Below are 16,096 nucleotides of genomic sequence, written 5' to 3'. Positions count from 1 at the left end.
TCGCGTAGACCTGGTAGGGCAGGTACGACCAGCCGGAGCGTCCTGCCCCGTCCACAGCACCCGCAGCACGAAGAAGTGAAGGGAAACACCACCATGAAGATCGCCCGTTCCGCCCTCAGGCGGACCCTGACCGTCGCGGCCGTCGCGGCCCTGGCCGCCGGCTCCCTCGCGGCCTGCTCGTCCACCTCCGGTGGCGGCACGACCACGAGCGCCGGCTCCGCCGCCGACCTCGACTCCGCCCTCGAGGCCGGTGGCAAGATCACGTACTGGAGCTGGACCCCCAGCGCCGAGGCGCAGGTCGCCGCGTTCGAGAAGGCCTACCCCAAGGTCGACGTCGAGCTCGTCAACGCCGGCACCAACAAGGACGAGTACACCAAGCTCGAGAACGCGATCAAGGCCGGCTCGGGCGCCCCCGACGTCGTCCAGATCGAGTACTACGCCATGCCGCAGTTCGCGCTGTCGGACTCGCTCCTCGACCTGTCGCAGTACGGCATGGGCGACCTCGAGGACAAGTACTCCGCCTCCACCTGGGGCAGCGTCAACATCGACGGCAAGCTCGTCGGACTCCCGCAGGACTCGGGCCCCATGGCGCTGTTCTACAACAAGACCGTCTTCGACCAGTACGGCATCGCCGTCCCCGCCACCTGGGACGAGTACGTCGCCGCGGCCGAGAAGCTGCACACCGCCGACCCGTCGAAGTACATCACCGCCGACACCGGCGACGCCGGCTTCGCGACCAGCATGATCTGGCAGGCGGGCGGCGAGCCGTTCACCACCGACGGCACGGACGTGAAGATCGACCTCGCCGACGAGGGCACCGCCAAGTGGACCGGCGTCTGGAACCAGCTCGTCGAGAAGAAGCTGCTCTCGGAGACCCCCGCCTGGGGCGACGAGTGGTACAAGGGCCTCGCCGACGGCTCCATCGCCTCGCTGGTGACCGGCGCCTGGATGCCCGGCGTGCTGGAGTCCAGCGTCCCCGACGCCTCCGGCGACTGGGCCGTCGCGCCGATCCCGACCTACGACGGCACCGCCGTCAGCGCCGAGAACGGCGGTGGCGGCCAGTCCGTCACCAAGCAGAGCGAGAACCCGGCGCTGGCCGCCGCGTTCCTGCGCTGGCTGAACAGCGACCAGGCCTCGGTCGACGTCTTCCTGCAGAGCGGCGGATTCCCGTCGACCACGGCCGACCTCGACAGCTCGGACTTCACCGGTCAGGAGTCGGAGTACTTCGGCGGCCAGAAGATCAACGAGGTGCTGACCCAGGCCTCGAAGGACGTCCGCTCCGGCTGGTCGTACCTGCCCTACCAGGTCTACGCGAACAGCGTCTTCGGCGACACCGTCGGCCAGGCGTACGCCAACGGCACCAGCCTCGACCAGGGCCTCGCCGACTGGCAGAGCAAGCTCGTCCAGTACGGCAACGCGCAGGGCTTCACCGTCTCGGAGTAGCACCACTGCTCGACGCGGGGCCGGCCGGATCGCTCCGGTCGGCCCCGCGTCGTTCTCACGCTCGGACACACCGGGCACCGATCCTGAGGGGGATCCAGATGACCACCGCTCCCGAGAGCCGCTTCGCCATCGGCGCCGCCGACTTCGAGCTCGACGGCCGCCCGCACCGCATCCTGTCGGGGGCGCTGCACTACTTCCGCATCCACCCGGACCTCTGGGCCGACCGGATCCGCAAGGCCCGCCTGATGGGCCTGAACACCATCGAGACCTACGTCGCCTGGAACGCGCACGAGCCGCGCCGCGGCGAGTGGCGCGAGGACGCCGGGCTCGACCTGGGCCGCTTCCTCGACCTGATCGCCGCCGAGGGCATGCACGCGATCGTGCGCCCCGGCCCCTACATCTGCGCGGAGTGGGACAACGGCGCCCTCCCGGCCTGGCTCTTCCGCGACCCCGAGGTGGGCGTGCGCCGCTCGGAGCCGAACTACCTCGCCGCGGTCAGCGACTACCTGCGCCGCGTGTACTCGATCGTGGCCCCGCGCCAGATCGATGCCGGCGGGCCCGTGGTCCTCGTGCAGATCGAGAACGAGTACGGCGCGTACGGCTCCGACAAGGAGTACCTGGCCGAGCTCGTGCGGGTGACCCGCGACTCCGGCATCACAGTGCCGCTGACCACCATCGACCAGCCCACTCCGCAGATGCTCGCCGACGGCAGCCTGCCGGGCCTGCACCTCACCGGCTCGTTCGGCTCGCGGACCACGGAGCGCCTCGCGACGCTGCGCGAGTTCCAGCCCACCGGGCCGCTGATGTGCATGGAGTTCTGGTGCGGCTGGTTCGACGACTGGGGCACCCAGCACCACACGACGGACGCCGACGCCTCCGCGCAGGAGCTCGACACCCTGCTCGCGGCCGGCGGCTCGGTCAACATCTACATGTTCCACGGCGGCACCAACTTCGGCCTGACCAGCGGCGCGAACGACAAGGGCCGCTACGCCGCGATCACGACGAGCTACGACTACGACGCCCCGCTCGACGAGGGCGGCGACCCGACCGCGAAGTTCTGGGCGTTCCGCGACGTCATCGCGCGCTACGCGCCGGTGCCGGAGGAGGTGCCCGCGGTGCGCCCGCCGGCCCCCGCCCTGACCGCTCCGCTCGTCCCCGGCCCGGCGCTGCTCGGCCTCGGCCAGGCGTTCGGACCGGCCGCGCACCTCGACGCGATGGCCAGCTTCGACGACCTCGGCCACGACGACGGCTTCGTGCTCTTCACGACGACGCTCGACGGCTCCTCCGCTCCGGCCCGCCTCGTGGTGGGCGAGGAGGTGCGCGACCGCGCCTGGGTGCTGCTGGACGGCGTGCCGGTGGGCGTGCTGGCGCGCGACCACCACGAGCGGGCGCTGACTCTGCCGAGCGGACGCGGCGAGCTCGCGATCCTGGTCGAGAACCAGGGCCGGGTGAACTACGGCACGCGCATCGGCGAGCACAAGGGCCTGATCGGAGGCGTGACGCTCGACGGCGCCCCGCTGACCGGCTGGGCGGCGCGTGCCCTCGCGCTGGAGTGCCTCCCCGACCTGGCCGTCGCAGCGCCGGCGTTCTCGGCCGGGCCGCAGCTCGCCTCCGGCTCGTTCGACCTCGACGAGCAGGCCGACCTGTACGTGGACACGCTGCACTGGGGCAAGGGCCTGGTCTGGGTGAACGGCTTCCTCCTCGGGCGCTACTGGCGTCGCGGACCGCAGCGGACGCTGATCGTCCCCTCGCCGGTCACCCGCGCCGGCCGCAACCGCGTCGTTGTGCTGGAGCTGGAGGGCATCGCCGAGCCGGAGATCCGCCTGCTCGCGGGAGCCGAGCTCGGGCACACCGAGATCTGAGCTGCGGAGCGGAGGCGGCGGGAGCGGCCGTCGGAGGCGTGGGTTCGGGTTTCCGGGCTTCGTCGTGCGGGTGGGGCCGGGCCGACTCCGATCTGCACGCGCTGCCGGACCGCCTCCGGTCTGCGGGTGCCACCGGGCCGCCTCCGTCCTGCAGGCGGCGCCGGGCCGCCTCCGGGACGCGAGGCTCTGCTAGCCTCAGGCGCCCCGGTGCGGCGCCGGCGGGCGAAGGGGGAGACATGATGTCCAAGACACTGCTGCGCACGACTCTGATGGGAGGCGCGCTGCTGCTCGCCCTCTCGGGCTGCGCGGGGACCGCGACGAGCGGATCGACCCTCCGCCCGTTCACTCCGACGCTCCCCTCGTCGTCGGCCGCCCCGTCCGCCACCGCGACGGCCGCCGCCCCTGCCGCCGACACCGCTCAGAAGACCGGCGAGCAGGTGGCCGCCGTGCTGACCGGCGTGCAGTTCGTGCCCGGCGAGTACGCGAGCATCCAGGAGATGCTCGACTCGATCTACCCCGGCCTCACCGCGACCGACGCCAGCTGCCTCTCGCCGTTCGGCCTGGGCTGGGACACCGCGCAGCCCGCCGCCGGACTCTCGTACGGCACCAGCGCCGACCGCTCCATGACCGCCGTCGTGTCGAGCACCGGCACCGCCGACGCGGCCGCCTCGCTCCTCGCGAGCGCCACCGACGCGACCACGCGCTGCGCCTCCGGCTCGACGCTCTTCGCCATGCAGGGCGTGCCGGTCGAGACGACCGTCGAGCGCACCGAGCAGACGCTGACCGGCGCCGACGAGACGCTCGGCTGGAAGGTGTCCGGAGCCGTGGGCGGCAAGCCGTTCTCGCTCGTGGGCATCACCGCGCGCGTCGGCGGCGACGCGGTCGCGCTCGTGGGCTGGGACCCGACGACGAACACCTCGTACGTCCCGCGCGCGACGCAGCTCGTCGTCGACGGACTGTAGGGCGCTGGAGCGCTGGACGCTGGACGCTCTGAGCTCTGGCTCTGAGCTCTGAGTCCTGCGCTCGACCGTCCTCCCCTCCGCGAGAGTCCAGGAGTTGTCGCACTCGACGCCGAGTGCGACAACTCTTGAACAGTGGGCGCGGGTCGAGCGCCGGGACTCCGAGCTCTGAGCTCTGCACTTCGACGCCCTCTCCTTCGCGACTGTCCAGGAGTTGTCGCACTCGACGCTGAGTGCGACAACTCTTGAACAGTGGGCGGAGGATCAGACCGAGCGCCTGGGCTCAGAGCGCTGGTAGCTGCGCGTTGGGCTTCGGGCTTCGGGCTTCGGCCTTCGGGCTTCGGGCTTCGGCCTTCGGGCTTCGGGCTTCGGGCTTCGGGCTTCGACGCTCGCTCCTCCGCGAGAGTCCAGGAGTTGTCGCACTCGACGCTGAGTGCGACAACTCCTGAACAGTGGGCGGAGGATCGGGGCGGAGCGAGCACCGGGCGCCGGGCACCTCCCGAGCTTCGGGCAGCCCGCACACAGCGCTGGAGCGCGGCTCAGGCCAGCCAGGAGAGGGTGCCGCCATGGGCGGCCGCGCTAGCGAGCGGGACGCCGTCGGCGGCGAGCAGGAACGGGGTCGGCTCGGGAGCCGTGCGGTCCCCGCGCGCGGCGACGAGGTGCGGGAGCAGCGCCTCCGCCTCGAGCGTCACCAGGCTCGCGCCGCGATCGGCGACCGTCGCCAGGACGCTCTCGCGCGCGGCCCACGGAAGATAGACCAGGGTCCCGAGCGAGACGACCACCGTCCGCAGACCCGGCGGCACCGCGTCGAGCAGGGCGGGCAGCTCGGCGGCCGCATCGCCCGCGACGATCGTCGGCGGGTCGTCCTGCAGAGTCTCCACGGCCGAGCGGAGCCGCGCGGTCCGCTCCGGGCGGTCGGGCGGGAGCAGCGCCTCCAGCCAGGCGACGTCCTCGGGCGAGCGGACGTCGAGCGGCGCCAGGTCGAGACCCCGGCGCCACGGGACGACCGGCAGCCGCGCCGGCGCCGCGCCTCCGCTCACCGCGCACCGCAGCAGAGGCGCGCCCGACCCGAGCCTCGTCTCGCCGTCGCTCGCCGTGAAGGCGTAGGAGTACCGCTCCGGCGCCAGGCAGAGCCCCGCGGAGGCGCCGATCTCGACGAGCGCCACCGGCTCGCCGGGCTCCGTGATCCGCTCCAGCGCTGCGACCAGGGGCGCGCACCGCGGCGCCTCGTTGGTCTGCGTCCTCCGCTCGGCGGCGACCGGCGCCACCCGCGCCCACTCGCTCCGGAGCCACGCGGCGAATCCGGCGCCGTCGACGTCGGGCACGCCGAGCAGCCGCGCGACCGAGAAGAGCAGGGACGGCTGCCGGTGCTGCGCGGGCAGCTCGTCGATCAGGGCGAGGAGGCGCGCGTCGTCAGCGACGGCGAGCGCCCACTCGACCTGCCGCTCGGAGGTCTGCGCGAGCTCGACGGCGGCGCGGCGGAAGCGGTCGGCGGAGGAGGGCATGTCTCCATCCTGAGGGAGCGGCGCCACGGTTCCTGCAGGCGGGCGGAGGACCTGCGCGGCGGGCGACGGCCCCGCCTCCGCGGATGTCGGTGGTCGCCGGTAGAACGGACTCATGTCCGACACCGCTCCGAGCTCCGCGTCCGCGCAGGTCCGCGAGCGGCGCCTGCTCGACATCCGGCGGATCTACGCCGAGCCGGCCGCGCTCGAGCTGCCCCGTGGGCAGGAGGTCCTGGCGCGGTGGCCGGGCGCCGAGATCGTGCCCGTCGAGTCGCACTGGCTGATCCCGGAGGTGCACGGCGACGAGGCGAACGTCGCGCGCTGGGTGCGCATCAAGACGGAGGCGCTCGTGCTCGGGGTGAAGAAGTCGCTCGTCACGCGCCCGAACGGCCGCTCGGCCGACTTCATCGCCCCCTCCACCGCCAACGGCTGCGCCATGGCGTGCGTGTACTGCTACGTGCCACGGAGGAAGGGCTACAGCAACCCGATCACGCTCTTCACGAACATCGAGCAGATCCAGCGCCACCTGGCCCGGCACATCGCCAAGCAGGGCCCCAAGGCCGAGGCGAACCAGTGCGACCCGGAGGCCTGGGTCTACGACATCGGCGAGAACAGCGACTGCTCCGTCGACGCGCTGCTGAGCGGGAACGTCCGCGACCTCTGCGAGCTGTTCCGGATGTCGCCCACCGCCAAGGCGTCCTTCGCGACCAAGTACGTCAACCGCGAGCTCCTCGAGTGGGACCCGCTCGGGCGCACGCGCATCCGCTTCTCGCTGATGCCCGCCGAGACGGCGAAGGTCACCGATATCCGCACCTCGCCGATGGCCGAGCGGATCGCGGCGATCAACGACTTCGTCGACGCCGGCTACGAGGTGCACGTCAACTTCTCGCCCGTGATCCTCACCGAGACCTGGCGGCAGGACTGGACCGAGCTCTTCGACCAGCTCGACGCCGCCCTCCACCCGCGGGCGAAGGCGCAGCTCGCGGCCGAGGTGATCCTCCTCACCCACAACGAGGGCCTGCACGAGGTGAACCTCGGCTGGCATCCCAGGGCGGAGTCGCTGCTCTGGCAGCCGGGGCGCCAGGAGCAGAAGGTCTCCGAGAACGGCGCCGTCAACATCCGCTACCGACGCGACCTCAAGCGCGCGGCCCTCGACCGCTTCCGCGCCCTCCTCGCCGAGCGCCTCCCCTACTGCCGCGTCCGCTACGCCTTCTGAGCGCCTGCGCCCCCGCCGGAGCGGCTGCGTGACGACTCGCGGAGGAGCGCACCCTCCCGCGCACGCCTAGACACCGCCGGCCCGCCCGACGCACCACTGCGGCGTCTCGCGCACGAGCGCGGTGTCTCGACGCAGCCGCACCGCCCACCGGAGGCACCAGGCAACTGAGCCCCGGAGTCGCCCGGCTGGGAGTCCGCCCGGCGGCCGGGGCCACTGCTTCGCATTCCGGATAGCGGCACGTGCCCTCCGAACGAGGGGCGTACTTTCGGAGAACAGCCGGAGGGACGGCCCGACCGCCCGACTCCACGGGCCTGCAGAGCAGGCGTCAGCGGGGATCGACGGCTCGGCGCAACGGCATCCGGGCTCGACATCCCGGAGCCCGGCACCCCCGGATCGACACTCCGGACACTCGACTCGGCGGCACAGCACACCCCGGGTCCTGCTCCCCACGAACACCCCCACCATCTCGCACTCCCCCTCCCGGCGGCACTCGCCGGGGCACCCCACCGTCGCGGCCGGCACCCGCGACACAGCACAGAACGGCGGCACGCACCATGGGCGCTCTCCTCTACGGCACTCCCCCCACCTCGCACGAGATCGACGACCGCGCGCTCGCGCACCTCCAGATCGTCATGATCAACAAGTTCCGCCGCGACGAGGCGTTCGCCTTCCAGCTCGACGCCTCGAGCGCGCACGGCACCGGACGCCAGACACTGTGGCTGCACCCGACCATCCCCCTCCAGTTCTCGTTCCACGGAAGCCGCATGCCGGCGATCAACGCCACCTGGGTGCGCGCACTGATGGAGGAGGCCAACAGCGGCCGGGGCCTGCGGATCGTCACCGAGCCGGCGCAGCAGCCCGAGTCCTCCGGGCTCACGCACGCTGCCTGAGCGCGCCGTGTCCAGGCGCGACGACGACGAGCCGATGGAGGTCACCGACTTCGTCGAGCTCGCCGGTGCAGTGCACGACGACGCGGGCTTCGAGTGCTCCTCCACTGTCGACGGCGTGACGGGCGCGCTCTGCGTGCTGCCCGACTCCCTGGTGCTGCGGAGCGCCGGCACCGGAGACTCGACCCGCGTCGGCACCCGCGACATCCGCTCCTGGCGGGCCACTCCGGCCGGCGCCACCTTCTCGCTCGCCGTGGAAGCCGGAGCGCGGCACACCGTGGTGCTGCTCACGCAGTTCCAGGCGGCGACCGTCCAGGCCATGACCCGCGCCGCCGGACCCGCGACTGGTTTATCCGCTTAACGAATTCCCCGTTCGGGGCACGCGGTGAGGAGCGCTCCTCGTGCGACCCTGATCGGGATGAACGAGAAGGACGAGGTCATGCGCTCCGACATCGGCGGGCGTGACATCGAGCAGGCGCGGGCCCTCTTCGAGCAGTCGTACAACGGGCACCGCTTCGTCGTCGAGCCCGGCGAGGACTTCTCGTACCGCTACACCTCCGTCGGCGACGGCGATGTGACGCTCCGCGGCAGCCAGTTCGCCGGCTCCGTGCAGGGCTCGATCCAGACCGAGGGCGAGTACGTCGTCTCGTGGCTGACCGCCGGCGCGGGCGTCACCGATCTCGACGGCGACGCGGTGACCCTCGGATTCGGGCAGCCGGCGATCTTCGTCAACGACCGTCCCAGCCGGTTCGAGTTCCACGACTACCGCCAGAACCTCATCCACTTCGACGGCGCGTACCTCGAGGGCATCGCGGAGGAGGTCGAGGGCACCCGCGGCCCCCTCCTCTTCGACACCACCGCACGACCCGAGGGCGCGGCGCTGCGGCGCTGGTCGGCGACCGTCGCGACGGTCGCCCGGGTGATCTACGACGCCGACAGCTCGCCGCTGCTGCGCCGCGAGGCCGACCGCGCGGTCGCCGTCGCCCTGCTCGAGACCTTCCCGCACTCGACGCTGGACACTCCCGGCGACCTCGGGGTACCCCGCTCGGGGCGCCTCCGCCAGGCGATCGAGTACATGTACGAGCACGCCCACGAGCCGCTCCGGACCGAGCAGATCGCCGACGCGGCGGGCATCGGCCTGCGGACGCTGCAGACCGAGTTCCGGCGCGAGTTCGGCTTCACCGCGGTCGACTACCTGCGGCGGATCCGGCTGGACGGCGTGCAGAAGGAGCTGCGGGCGGGCGAGTCCGGAGTCGTCAGCGTCAGCGAGGTCGCACGGCGCTGGGGCTTCGCGCACCTCGGCCGGTTCTCGGCCTCGTACGCCCACCGCTTCGGCGAGCGCCCCAGCACCACGCTCGACACCTGAGGCGTCAGAGGTAGTCGGTCCCGCCGTCGTCCTCGCTGTCGTCGCCCTCGCCGCGCGGCTGCACGGTCGGCCGCGCGGGCTGGAGCCGTCGGGTCTTCTCGCGCATCGACTCCACCGCCTCCGGATCGTCGAGGTCGACGCCGCGGTCGAGCGCCGGGCTGGTGAAGAGCTGGCTGGCCGGTCCGACCAGGAGACGGGTCTCGCCTCGCAGCCCCTCGTCCGAGAGCGACGGCACCACGACCAGGTCCGACTTCCCCACGTTCGCCAGCGCCTGCGCGTACTCGACGACCGCCGAGCACACCTCGTCGCCCAGCAGCACGAATCCGCTCGCGTAGTACAGCTTCTGCATCTCGCCCTCCCCTGGATCCCGGACCGCCCCTCCGGTCGGCCCGTCCCCCGACGCTAGGACGGCGCCGACCGGGCGCCCCACCCCTTGACGGGGGTGGCGCGGAGGGGTCAGAGTCCGCGCGGAACGGGCAGTCGCAGCGCGGTCGCGAGCGCCTCGACGACGCGGGTCGCGCGCACGTCGCCGACCCCCTCCATCCGGTTCGTGAGGAACGCGAAGCCGACTCCCGCGTCCGGGTCGGCGAAGGCGACCTGTCCGCCCGCGCCGTCGTGCCCGAAGCCGCTCGGCGTGAGGCGGCCTACCAGGCGGTCGCGGAGGCGGGGCTCTCGATCCCCGGCGACGTCGCCGTGGTGTCGTTCGACGACGACGAGCTGGCCGCCTACCTCCGCCCCGGGCTGACGACCGTGGCGCTGCCGCACGAGGAGATGGGCCGCCGGGCGGTCGAGCTGCTGCTCAGCGGCGCTCCGGGAGAGCGGGTGCTGGTGCCGATGCCGCTGGTGGAGCGGGCGTCGACGCGGCGGGTCTGACGGGCGGGGCCTGGGGCGGGCTGCTCGGGGACGGCGGGCGGGCCCGGTGGAGTCGGGCGGAGCCGCCTCAGCCGGCCGAGCGGATCCCTCCGGTCGGACCCCAGGCGACTCCGGCGCCGCCCGCGTCGCCCTGGTAGTCGTCGGGCGAGAGGGTCATGCCGCTCGCGACGAAGTCGGCGGTCGCCGCGCAGTCCGTGACGACGACGTCGCCGTCGGAGCGCGCGAGCCCGTAGAGGCAGACGGACTCGTCGGCGAGCTCCGCGGCCGAGAAGGAGTCGAGGCTGAGGGTGGCGAAGTAGTCGACTCCGGCGATGCTGCCCAGGTAGCGCGTCGGCCCCCAGTGGAAGACGCGGAGGCTCGCGAGGGTCGACAGCGGGCGCGTGGCGACGTCGTCGGGGACGGCCCAGGGCTCGGTGAAGACCTCCAGCGACGGGCGAGGGGCCAGCGCGACGGAGGCGGCCGTGCCGAGGGCGGCGAGCCCGAGCACGGCGACGAGGGCGGCGATCACCCCGAGGCGGCGGCGCGGGCGGGGCGTGGTGGAGGTGCGGGAGTCGGCGTCGTCGCCTCCGGTGGTCTCGCCGGTCTCGTCCCCACCGGTCCGGCCGCTCGCCGTCCCGCGGCCGATCCGGCCCTGGGCCGCTGCGGGCCCGACGGACGCGGCCAGTCCCGCGACCGCGGCGTCGAGCGCCTCCTCCCGCTCGCGGAGCTGCGCGCGCAGCAGTGCCAGCTCCGCGAGCGCCGCGGGGTCCGCCTCCGCACTGAACGCCCGGCGCTCGAGCGCGGCCCGCTGCCTCCGCTCCTCCGGCGACGCCCCGTCGCGGCGCCGCTGCAGGGCGGCCCGGCCGCGACCGCGACCTCCGAGAGCCGCGTCGAGCGCCGCCTCCGTCGCGGGATCGAGCTCGTCGAGCAGCCGCGCCGCGCGTGCCGGCGTGACCGCGGTGCCGACGGACGCCGGCACGTCAGCCCCGGTCGCGCACGGCGCGCGCCAGCGACTCGAGGCGCTCCCGGTACTCCGGCCACCACTCCTCCGGCACCGGCGGGAGGTTGTCGCCGGGCGTCCGGAGTCCGACCCGCCCGTCGATCAGCTCGCGGACGATGTCGGCGTGGCCGGCGTGCCGGTGCGTCTCCGCGGTGATGTGGACGAGGATCCGGTGCAGCGTCACGTCGCGGTTCGTCCACCAGGGGACCTGCCCGGGAGCGTCGAGCGGGAGGGCCGCGACCGTCGCGTCGGAGTGGGCCCACACGCGGCGGTACAGCGCGACGACGTCGGCCAGGGACTCGTCGGCCGTCGCCCACATGTCCGAGTTCGGCTCCGACTCGTCCTCCATCCACGGCATCGACTCCGGGAACGGCCGCCCGAACACGGCGCCGAGGTAGCCCGCCTCGGTGCCCGCCACGTGCTTCACCAGGCCGAGCAGGTTCGTGCCCGTCGCGACCAGCGGCCGCCGCACGTCGTACTCGTCGAGCCCGTCGAGCTTCTGCAGCAGGGCGTCGCGCCCCTCCTGCAGGTAGCGGAGGAGGGTCTGCTTCGCGTCGTCGCTCATCCCCCCAGCCTGCCGCGCCCGCCCGAGCCGCGCCAGAGCGGTGCCGGAGCCGCGCCGTGCCCAGACCGCAGGAAGGATCGCCCCGCGGGCACCGGGATCCGCGGATCCACGGCCCGCCGGAGCGATCCTTCCAGCGTTGTCTACGGGGTCAGGCCGGGACGCCCGCTCCCGCCCGCTGGACCCGCGTGCCGACGAGGCGCTGCGAGGAGGCGTCGACAGCGGCGGCCGCGCCGACCAGCTCGAGCGCCGCCTCCGTCTCGCGGGTCGCGCAGTCCGGGCCCACCCACAGCTCGACGCGGCCGGGCTCGACGATCCGCACGCCCTCGCGTCCGGTGAAGGCCAGGCGCGCGGCCGGGACCTCGAACCGGACCTCCGCCTCCTCGCCGGGCTCGAGCGCGACCCGCGCGTAGCCGAGCAGCTGCGCCACCGGCCGGGTCACGCTCGCGAACACGTCGCGGGCGTACAGCTGCACCAGGTCGGTGCCCGCCCGCTCGCCCGTGTTGCGCACGCGCACGGTCGCCGTGAAGGAGCCGTCCGTCGGGGCGGACTCCTCGACCGCCAGCTCCGTCCGGGCGAAGGCCGTGTACGAGAGGCCGTGGCCGAACGGCCGCACCGGCGTGCTGTCGGCGGAGGTCACGTCCGACGGCCCGCCGAGGATCGGGTGCAGGTACGAGAACGGCTGCGCCCCGGCCGAGCGCGGCAGCGAGACCGGCAGGTGGCCGGAGGGGTCGACCCGTCCCGAGACGACGCCCGCGATCGCGCCGGCGCCCTCCTCCCCCGGGAAGAACGCCTGCAGCACGGCGGCGGGAGCCGACGGCCCGTCGAGCGCCCAGCCCACGGCGTAGGGGCGGCCGGTCAGCAGCACGAGCACGACCGGGGTCCCGGTCGCCACGACGGCCTCGACCAACTCGCGCTGGCGGCCCGGGAGCTCGAGGCTCTCGACGTCGTTGCCCTCGCCGACCGTGCCGCGGCCGAACAGGCCCGCCCGGTCGCCGACGACCACGATCACCACGTCGGAGTCGGCGGCCGCCCGGACCGCCTCGGCGATCCCGGAGGCGTCGTCGCCCTCGACCGAGCAGCCCTCGGCGAGCAGCAGCTCGGCCGAGCCGAACTCGTCCGCCAGCGCGTCCGCGACCGTCGGGATCTCGAAGCCCAGCGGCACGCCCGGGTGGTGCGCCAGCACGTGGTTGGCGAAGGAGTAGCAGCCCATGAGCGCGGGCGCGCTGTCGGCGTTGGGGCCGATCAGCGCGAGGCGGCGCGGCGCAGCGAGCGGCAGGACGCCGTCGTTCGCGAGCAGCACCACCGACTCCTCGGCCAGGCGGCGGGCGATGTCGCGGTGGGCCGGCGAGTCGAGGTCGATCGACTCGGGGGCGTCGTCGAAGCGCGCGTCGAGCAGTCCGAGCCGCTCCTTCTGCGCGAGCACCCGCAGCACGGCCCGGTCGACGAGCGCCTCGTCGGCCTCCCCGGCCCGGATGCGCGCGGCCAGCGGCGCGAGGAACGCGTCGCCCGTGGGAAGCTCCACGTCGATCCCCGCGGCGAGCGCCAGCTCGGCCGCCTCGCCCAGATCGGCGGCGACCGCGTGCATGAGGTGGAGGAACGCGACCGAGAAGTAGTCGGCGACGACCACGCCGTCGAAGCCCCAGCGCTCGCGCAGCACGCCCGTGAGGTAGGTGGGCGTCGCTCCGACCGGGTCCCCGTCGATCTCGGCGTAGGAGTTCATCACCGAGCGGGCGCCCCCGTCGCGGATCGCCATCTCGAACGGCGGCAGCAGCACGTCCGCGATCTCGCGCGGTCCGGCGTGCACCGGCGCGTGGTTGCGGCCGCCGCGGGAGGCGGAGTAGCCGATGAAGTGCTTCAGCGTCGCGTCGACGCCGGTGGACTGCAGTCCCTGCACGTACGCGGTGCCGATCGTGCCGACCACGTACGGGTCCTCGGCGATGCACTCGTCGACCCGGCCCCAGCGGGGGTCGCGGATCACGTCGAGCACGGGCGCCAGGCCCTGGTGGATCCCGAGCTCGCGCATCGAGCCGCCGATCACGGCGCCGAGCTCGGCCACGAGCTCCGGGTCGAACGAGGCTCCCCAGGCGAGCGGAGTCGGGAACGTCGCGGCCTGCCAGGCGGCGAGCCCGGTCAGGCACTCCTCGTGGACGATCGCCGGGATGCCCAGCCGCGTCTCCTCGACGAGTCGGCGCTGCTCCGCCCACAGCCAGCGGGCGCGCTCGAGCGGATCGACGGGGCGCGTGCCGTAGACGCGGGTCAGCTGGCCGATCCCCTCGCGGGTCGCCTCGGCGTACCCGGTCGAGGTGGCCATCTCTCCGGCGAGCGGGGCGACGACCTCGCCGCCCTGGTCGACCCAGTAGCCGACCAGCTGGGAGAGCTTCTCCTCCAGCGTCATCCGTCCCAGCAGCTCGGTGGTGCGGGCGGACGGGGCCTGGGGATCCTCTGGTGCGTGCGGTGCGGTCACGGTGCGACCCTCTCTGCGGGTGGGGCGACGGGTGCGGACGGGACGGGGGACGCGGCGGACGGGCGGAGCGATCCGCTCATCCCTTCACCGCCCCCGTCAGCCCGCCGACGATGCGGCGCTCGAAGACGCTGAAGAAGATCAGCGCCGGGATCATCGACAGCGACACGAAGGCGAGCACCTTCGCCGTGTCGACCGAGTACTGCGACGAGAACGCCTGCACTCCGAGCGGGAGCGTGAAGGTGGACTCGTTGTTGAGGATGAACAGGGGCAGCAGGTAGCTGTTCCAGCTCGCGATGAACGCGAGGATCCCCGTGGTGATCACGCCGGGCATCGCCAGGCGCACGACCATCCGGAAGAAGAAGCCGATCCGGCTGCAGCCGTCGATGAAGGCCGCCTCCTGGATCTCGTCCGGGATCGCGCGGAGGAACGGCACCAGGATGATGATCGTGGTCGGCAGGCCGAACGCGATCTGCGGCAGCACCACTCCGGCGAGCGAGTTCATCAGGCCGAGGCTCTTGATCACCAGGTAGAGAGGAGTGATCGCCACGGTCATCGGGAACATCAGGCCGGCGGCGAAGAGCGCGTAGAACACGCCGCGCCCGGTGAAGTCGTAGCGGGCCAGGACGTAGCTCGCCATCAGGCCGAGCACGACCACGCCGAGCGTCGTCGCGAGGCCGGCGATGGTGGAGTTGCCGACCTCCTGCCAGAAGACGCCGCCGGTGATCACGTCGAGGTAGTTCTGCACGTTCCACGGCGAGGGCAGGCCCGCCGGGTCGGTGGTGATCTGCGCGTTCGTGCGGAAGCCGCCGAGGATGATGTAGGCCACCGGGGCGAGCATCAGCGCGATCACGACGATCGCCACGACGTAGGCGATCGTGGTGCCGCGGCCCAGGGGCTGCCTGCGCCGCTTCACCGCGAGAGGCCGAGGGGTCTCCGGAGTGATCGGCGGGGCCGTCATCGTCGTGCCGGTCATCGCTTGTCTCCCGTCAGTGCGCCCGCGGTGTCGCGCCGGAGCACGAAGCGCTGATACAGCAGCGCCACCACGAGCGAGATCAGGAACAGGACCACCGCGACGGCGTTCCCGTACCCGTAGTTGCCGGCGTTGCGGCCGTTGGTGACCAGGTAGATCGCCATGGTCGAGGTGCCCGCGGTCGAGGACACGTACTGGCCCCAGATGATGTAGACGAGGTCGAACAGCTGCAGTGCGCCGATGATCGACAGGAACGCCCAGATCCGCAGGGTCGGCGCGAGCAGGGGCAGGGTGATCCGCCGCTGCACCTGCCAGTAGGAGGCGCCGTCGATGGCCGCGGCCTCGGACAGCTCCTCGGGGATGCCCTGCAGTCCCGCGAGGAAGAGGATCACGGCGAAGCCGATGTACTTCCACGTGATGATCAGCATCAGCGTCCAGATCGCGATCGCCGGATCCGAGAGCCAGTCCTGCTTCAGCGCGCCGAGGCCGACCTTCTCGAGCAGGCCGTTGACCGCGCCGCTGGTCTGGAGCATCAGGCTCCAGCCGGTGCCGACGACGACCTCCGAGATCACGTACGGCACGAAGATCAGGACGCGGATGATCGACTGCCCGCGCAGCTTGCGGTTCAGCAGCAGCGCCAGGAGGATCGCGACCGGCCCCTGGAGCACGAGCGAGAGCACCACGATGATGCCGTTGTGCGCGAGGGCGTCGTGGAAGGTGGGGTCCTGCAGGATCGTCAGGTAGTTGCGGAAGCCGACGAAGTCCGTCGGCACTCCGTAGCCCTGCCAGCTGAAGAAGCCGTAGTAGGCCGCCATCACGACCGGGAAGATCACGAAGGCGAGGAAGACGATCAGCGCCGGGCCGACCAGGAGCGCGATCTCGAAGCGCCCCGCCCAGCCCACGCTGCGGCGGCGCCGGCGCACCGGAGGCGTCGAGGTGACGCCTCCGGTGCGCGCGGTCCCGCGGGGCTCATCCACTCCGAGGAGCGGGCTCTCGCGGAGTGCCATGGT

General features: G+C 72.9%; 15 protein-coding genes and 1 pseudogene. 8 read left to right on the top strand and 8 right to left on the bottom strand.

Translation table 11 applies throughout. The annotated features are described in order from the left end of the window. Window positions 1-93 precede the first annotated feature (93 nt). From C5C33_RS13800 to C5C33_RS13790, 3 genes are all read left to right on the top strand, one after another. Window positions 94-1,443 carry a sugar ABC transporter substrate-binding protein gene (locus tag C5C33_RS13800; protein WP_104261386.1) on the top strand — a complete coding sequence of 450 codons (1,350 nt, stop codon included), beginning with the start codon at window positions 94-96 and terminating at the stop codon, window positions 1,441-1,443. A 98-nt stretch (window positions 1,444-1,541) separates the two neighbouring features. Then, window positions 1,542-3,305 (top strand): beta-galactosidase family protein, encoded by a 1,764-nt coding sequence (locus C5C33_RS13795; RefSeq protein WP_104261385.1) that lies wholly within the window; start codon window positions 1,542-1,544, stop codon window positions 3,303-3,305. A gap of 236 nt (window positions 3,306-3,541) precedes the next feature. After that, window positions 3,542-4,267 (top strand): hypothetical protein, encoded by a 726-nt coding sequence (locus C5C33_RS13790; protein WP_146084476.1) that lies wholly within the window; start codon window positions 3,542-3,544, stop codon window positions 4,265-4,267. A gap of 536 nt (window positions 4,268-4,803) precedes the next feature. Here C5C33_RS13790 and C5C33_RS13785 read toward each other — a convergent pair. Further along, window positions 4,804-5,769, bottom strand: coding sequence for a DUF2332 family protein (locus C5C33_RS13785; protein WP_181136254.1), 966 nt, complete (start codon window positions 5,767-5,769; stop codon window positions 4,804-4,806). 112 nt (window positions 5,770-5,881) lie between these two features. Between C5C33_RS13785 and C5C33_RS13780 the strand changes: the two genes are divergently transcribed. The 4 genes from C5C33_RS13780 (at window position 5,882) to C5C33_RS13765 (ending at window position 9,235) form a co-directional block, all read left to right on the top strand. Then, window positions 5,882-6,982 carry a spore photoproduct lyase family protein gene (locus C5C33_RS13780; protein ID WP_104261383.1) on the top strand — a complete coding sequence of 367 codons (1,101 nt, stop codon included), beginning with the start codon at window positions 5,882-5,884 and terminating at the stop codon, window positions 6,980-6,982. A gap of 554 nt (window positions 6,983-7,536) precedes the next feature. Continuing rightward, on the top strand, window positions 7,537-7,872 hold the full coding sequence (locus C5C33_RS13775) for an ATP-dependent DNA ligase (protein WP_104223411.1): 336 nt from the start codon (window positions 7,537-7,539) through the stop codon (window positions 7,870-7,872). Window positions 7,873-7,879: 7 nt separating this feature from the next. After that, the gene (locus tag C5C33_RS13770; protein ID WP_104223412.1) at window positions 7,880-8,230 is read left to right on the top strand and encodes a hypothetical protein; all 351 of its coding nucleotides are present in this window, start codon (window positions 7,880-7,882) and stop codon (window positions 8,228-8,230) included. Between the two features lie 57 nt (window positions 8,231-8,287). Then, entirely contained in the window at window positions 8,288-9,235 is a 948-nt protein-coding gene (locus C5C33_RS13765; RefSeq protein ID WP_104223413.1) for an AraC family transcriptional regulator, read from the top strand. 4 nt (window positions 9,236-9,239) lie between these two features. On the opposite strand, the gene C5C33_RS13760 is transcribed toward C5C33_RS13765, so the two are convergent. Further along, a complete protein-coding gene (locus C5C33_RS13760; RefSeq protein ID WP_104223414.1) occupies window positions 9,240-9,584 on the bottom strand; it encodes a hypothetical protein in 345 nt (114 codons plus the stop codon). A 107-nt stretch (window positions 9,585-9,691) separates the two neighbouring features. Beyond that, window positions 9,692-10,000 (bottom strand): serine hydrolase, encoded by a 309-nt coding sequence (locus C5C33_RS19240; protein ID WP_146078844.1) that lies wholly within the window; start codon window positions 9,998-10,000, stop codon window positions 9,692-9,694. Between C5C33_RS19240 and C5C33_RS19235 the strand changes: the two are divergent. Then, window positions 9,902-10,108: pseudogene (locus C5C33_RS19235) on the top strand (substrate-binding domain-containing protein); the annotation flags it as partial. The gene C5C33_RS19240 and the pseudogene C5C33_RS19235 overlap by 99 nt on opposite strands. Window positions 10,109-10,175: 67 nt before the next feature. Here C5C33_RS19235 and C5C33_RS13750 read toward each other — a convergent pair. The 5 genes from C5C33_RS13750 to C5C33_RS13730 form a co-directional block, all read right to left on the bottom strand. Beyond that, window positions 10,176-11,066 carry a hypothetical protein gene (locus C5C33_RS13750; protein ID WP_104261381.1) on the bottom strand — a complete coding sequence of 297 codons (891 nt, stop codon included), beginning with the start codon at window positions 11,064-11,066 and terminating at the stop codon, window positions 10,176-10,178. 1 nt (window position 11,067) lies between these two features. Further along, window positions 11,068-11,652 (bottom strand): DinB family protein, encoded by a 585-nt coding sequence (locus C5C33_RS13745; RefSeq protein WP_104261380.1) that lies wholly within the window; start codon window positions 11,650-11,652, stop codon window positions 11,068-11,070. Window positions 11,653-11,800: 148 nt separating this feature from the next. Continuing rightward, complete coding sequence (locus C5C33_RS13740) at window positions 11,801-14,047, bottom strand: glycoside hydrolase family 3 N-terminal domain-containing protein (RefSeq protein ID WP_104261379.1); 2,247 nt, start codon at window positions 14,045-14,047, stop codon at window positions 11,801-11,803. 145 nt (window positions 14,048-14,192) lie between these two features. Further along, complete coding sequence (locus C5C33_RS13735; RefSeq protein ID WP_104224899.1) at window positions 14,193-15,089, bottom strand: carbohydrate ABC transporter permease; 897 nt, start codon at window positions 15,087-15,089, stop codon at window positions 14,193-14,195. After that, on the bottom strand, window positions 15,086-16,093 hold the full coding sequence (locus C5C33_RS13730) for a carbohydrate ABC transporter permease (protein WP_104226347.1): 1,008 nt from the start codon (window positions 16,091-16,093) through the stop codon (window positions 15,086-15,088). Before C5C33_RS13730 ends, C5C33_RS13735 begins: the two co-directional genes overlap by 4 nt. Window positions 16,094-16,096: the final 3 nt, after the last annotated feature.

This window comes from Rathayibacter sp. AY1H3 (assembly GCF_002932015.1).
Note: the sequence above shows the minus strand (reverse complement) of the source record. Positions and strands in the feature narration are given on the sequence as shown.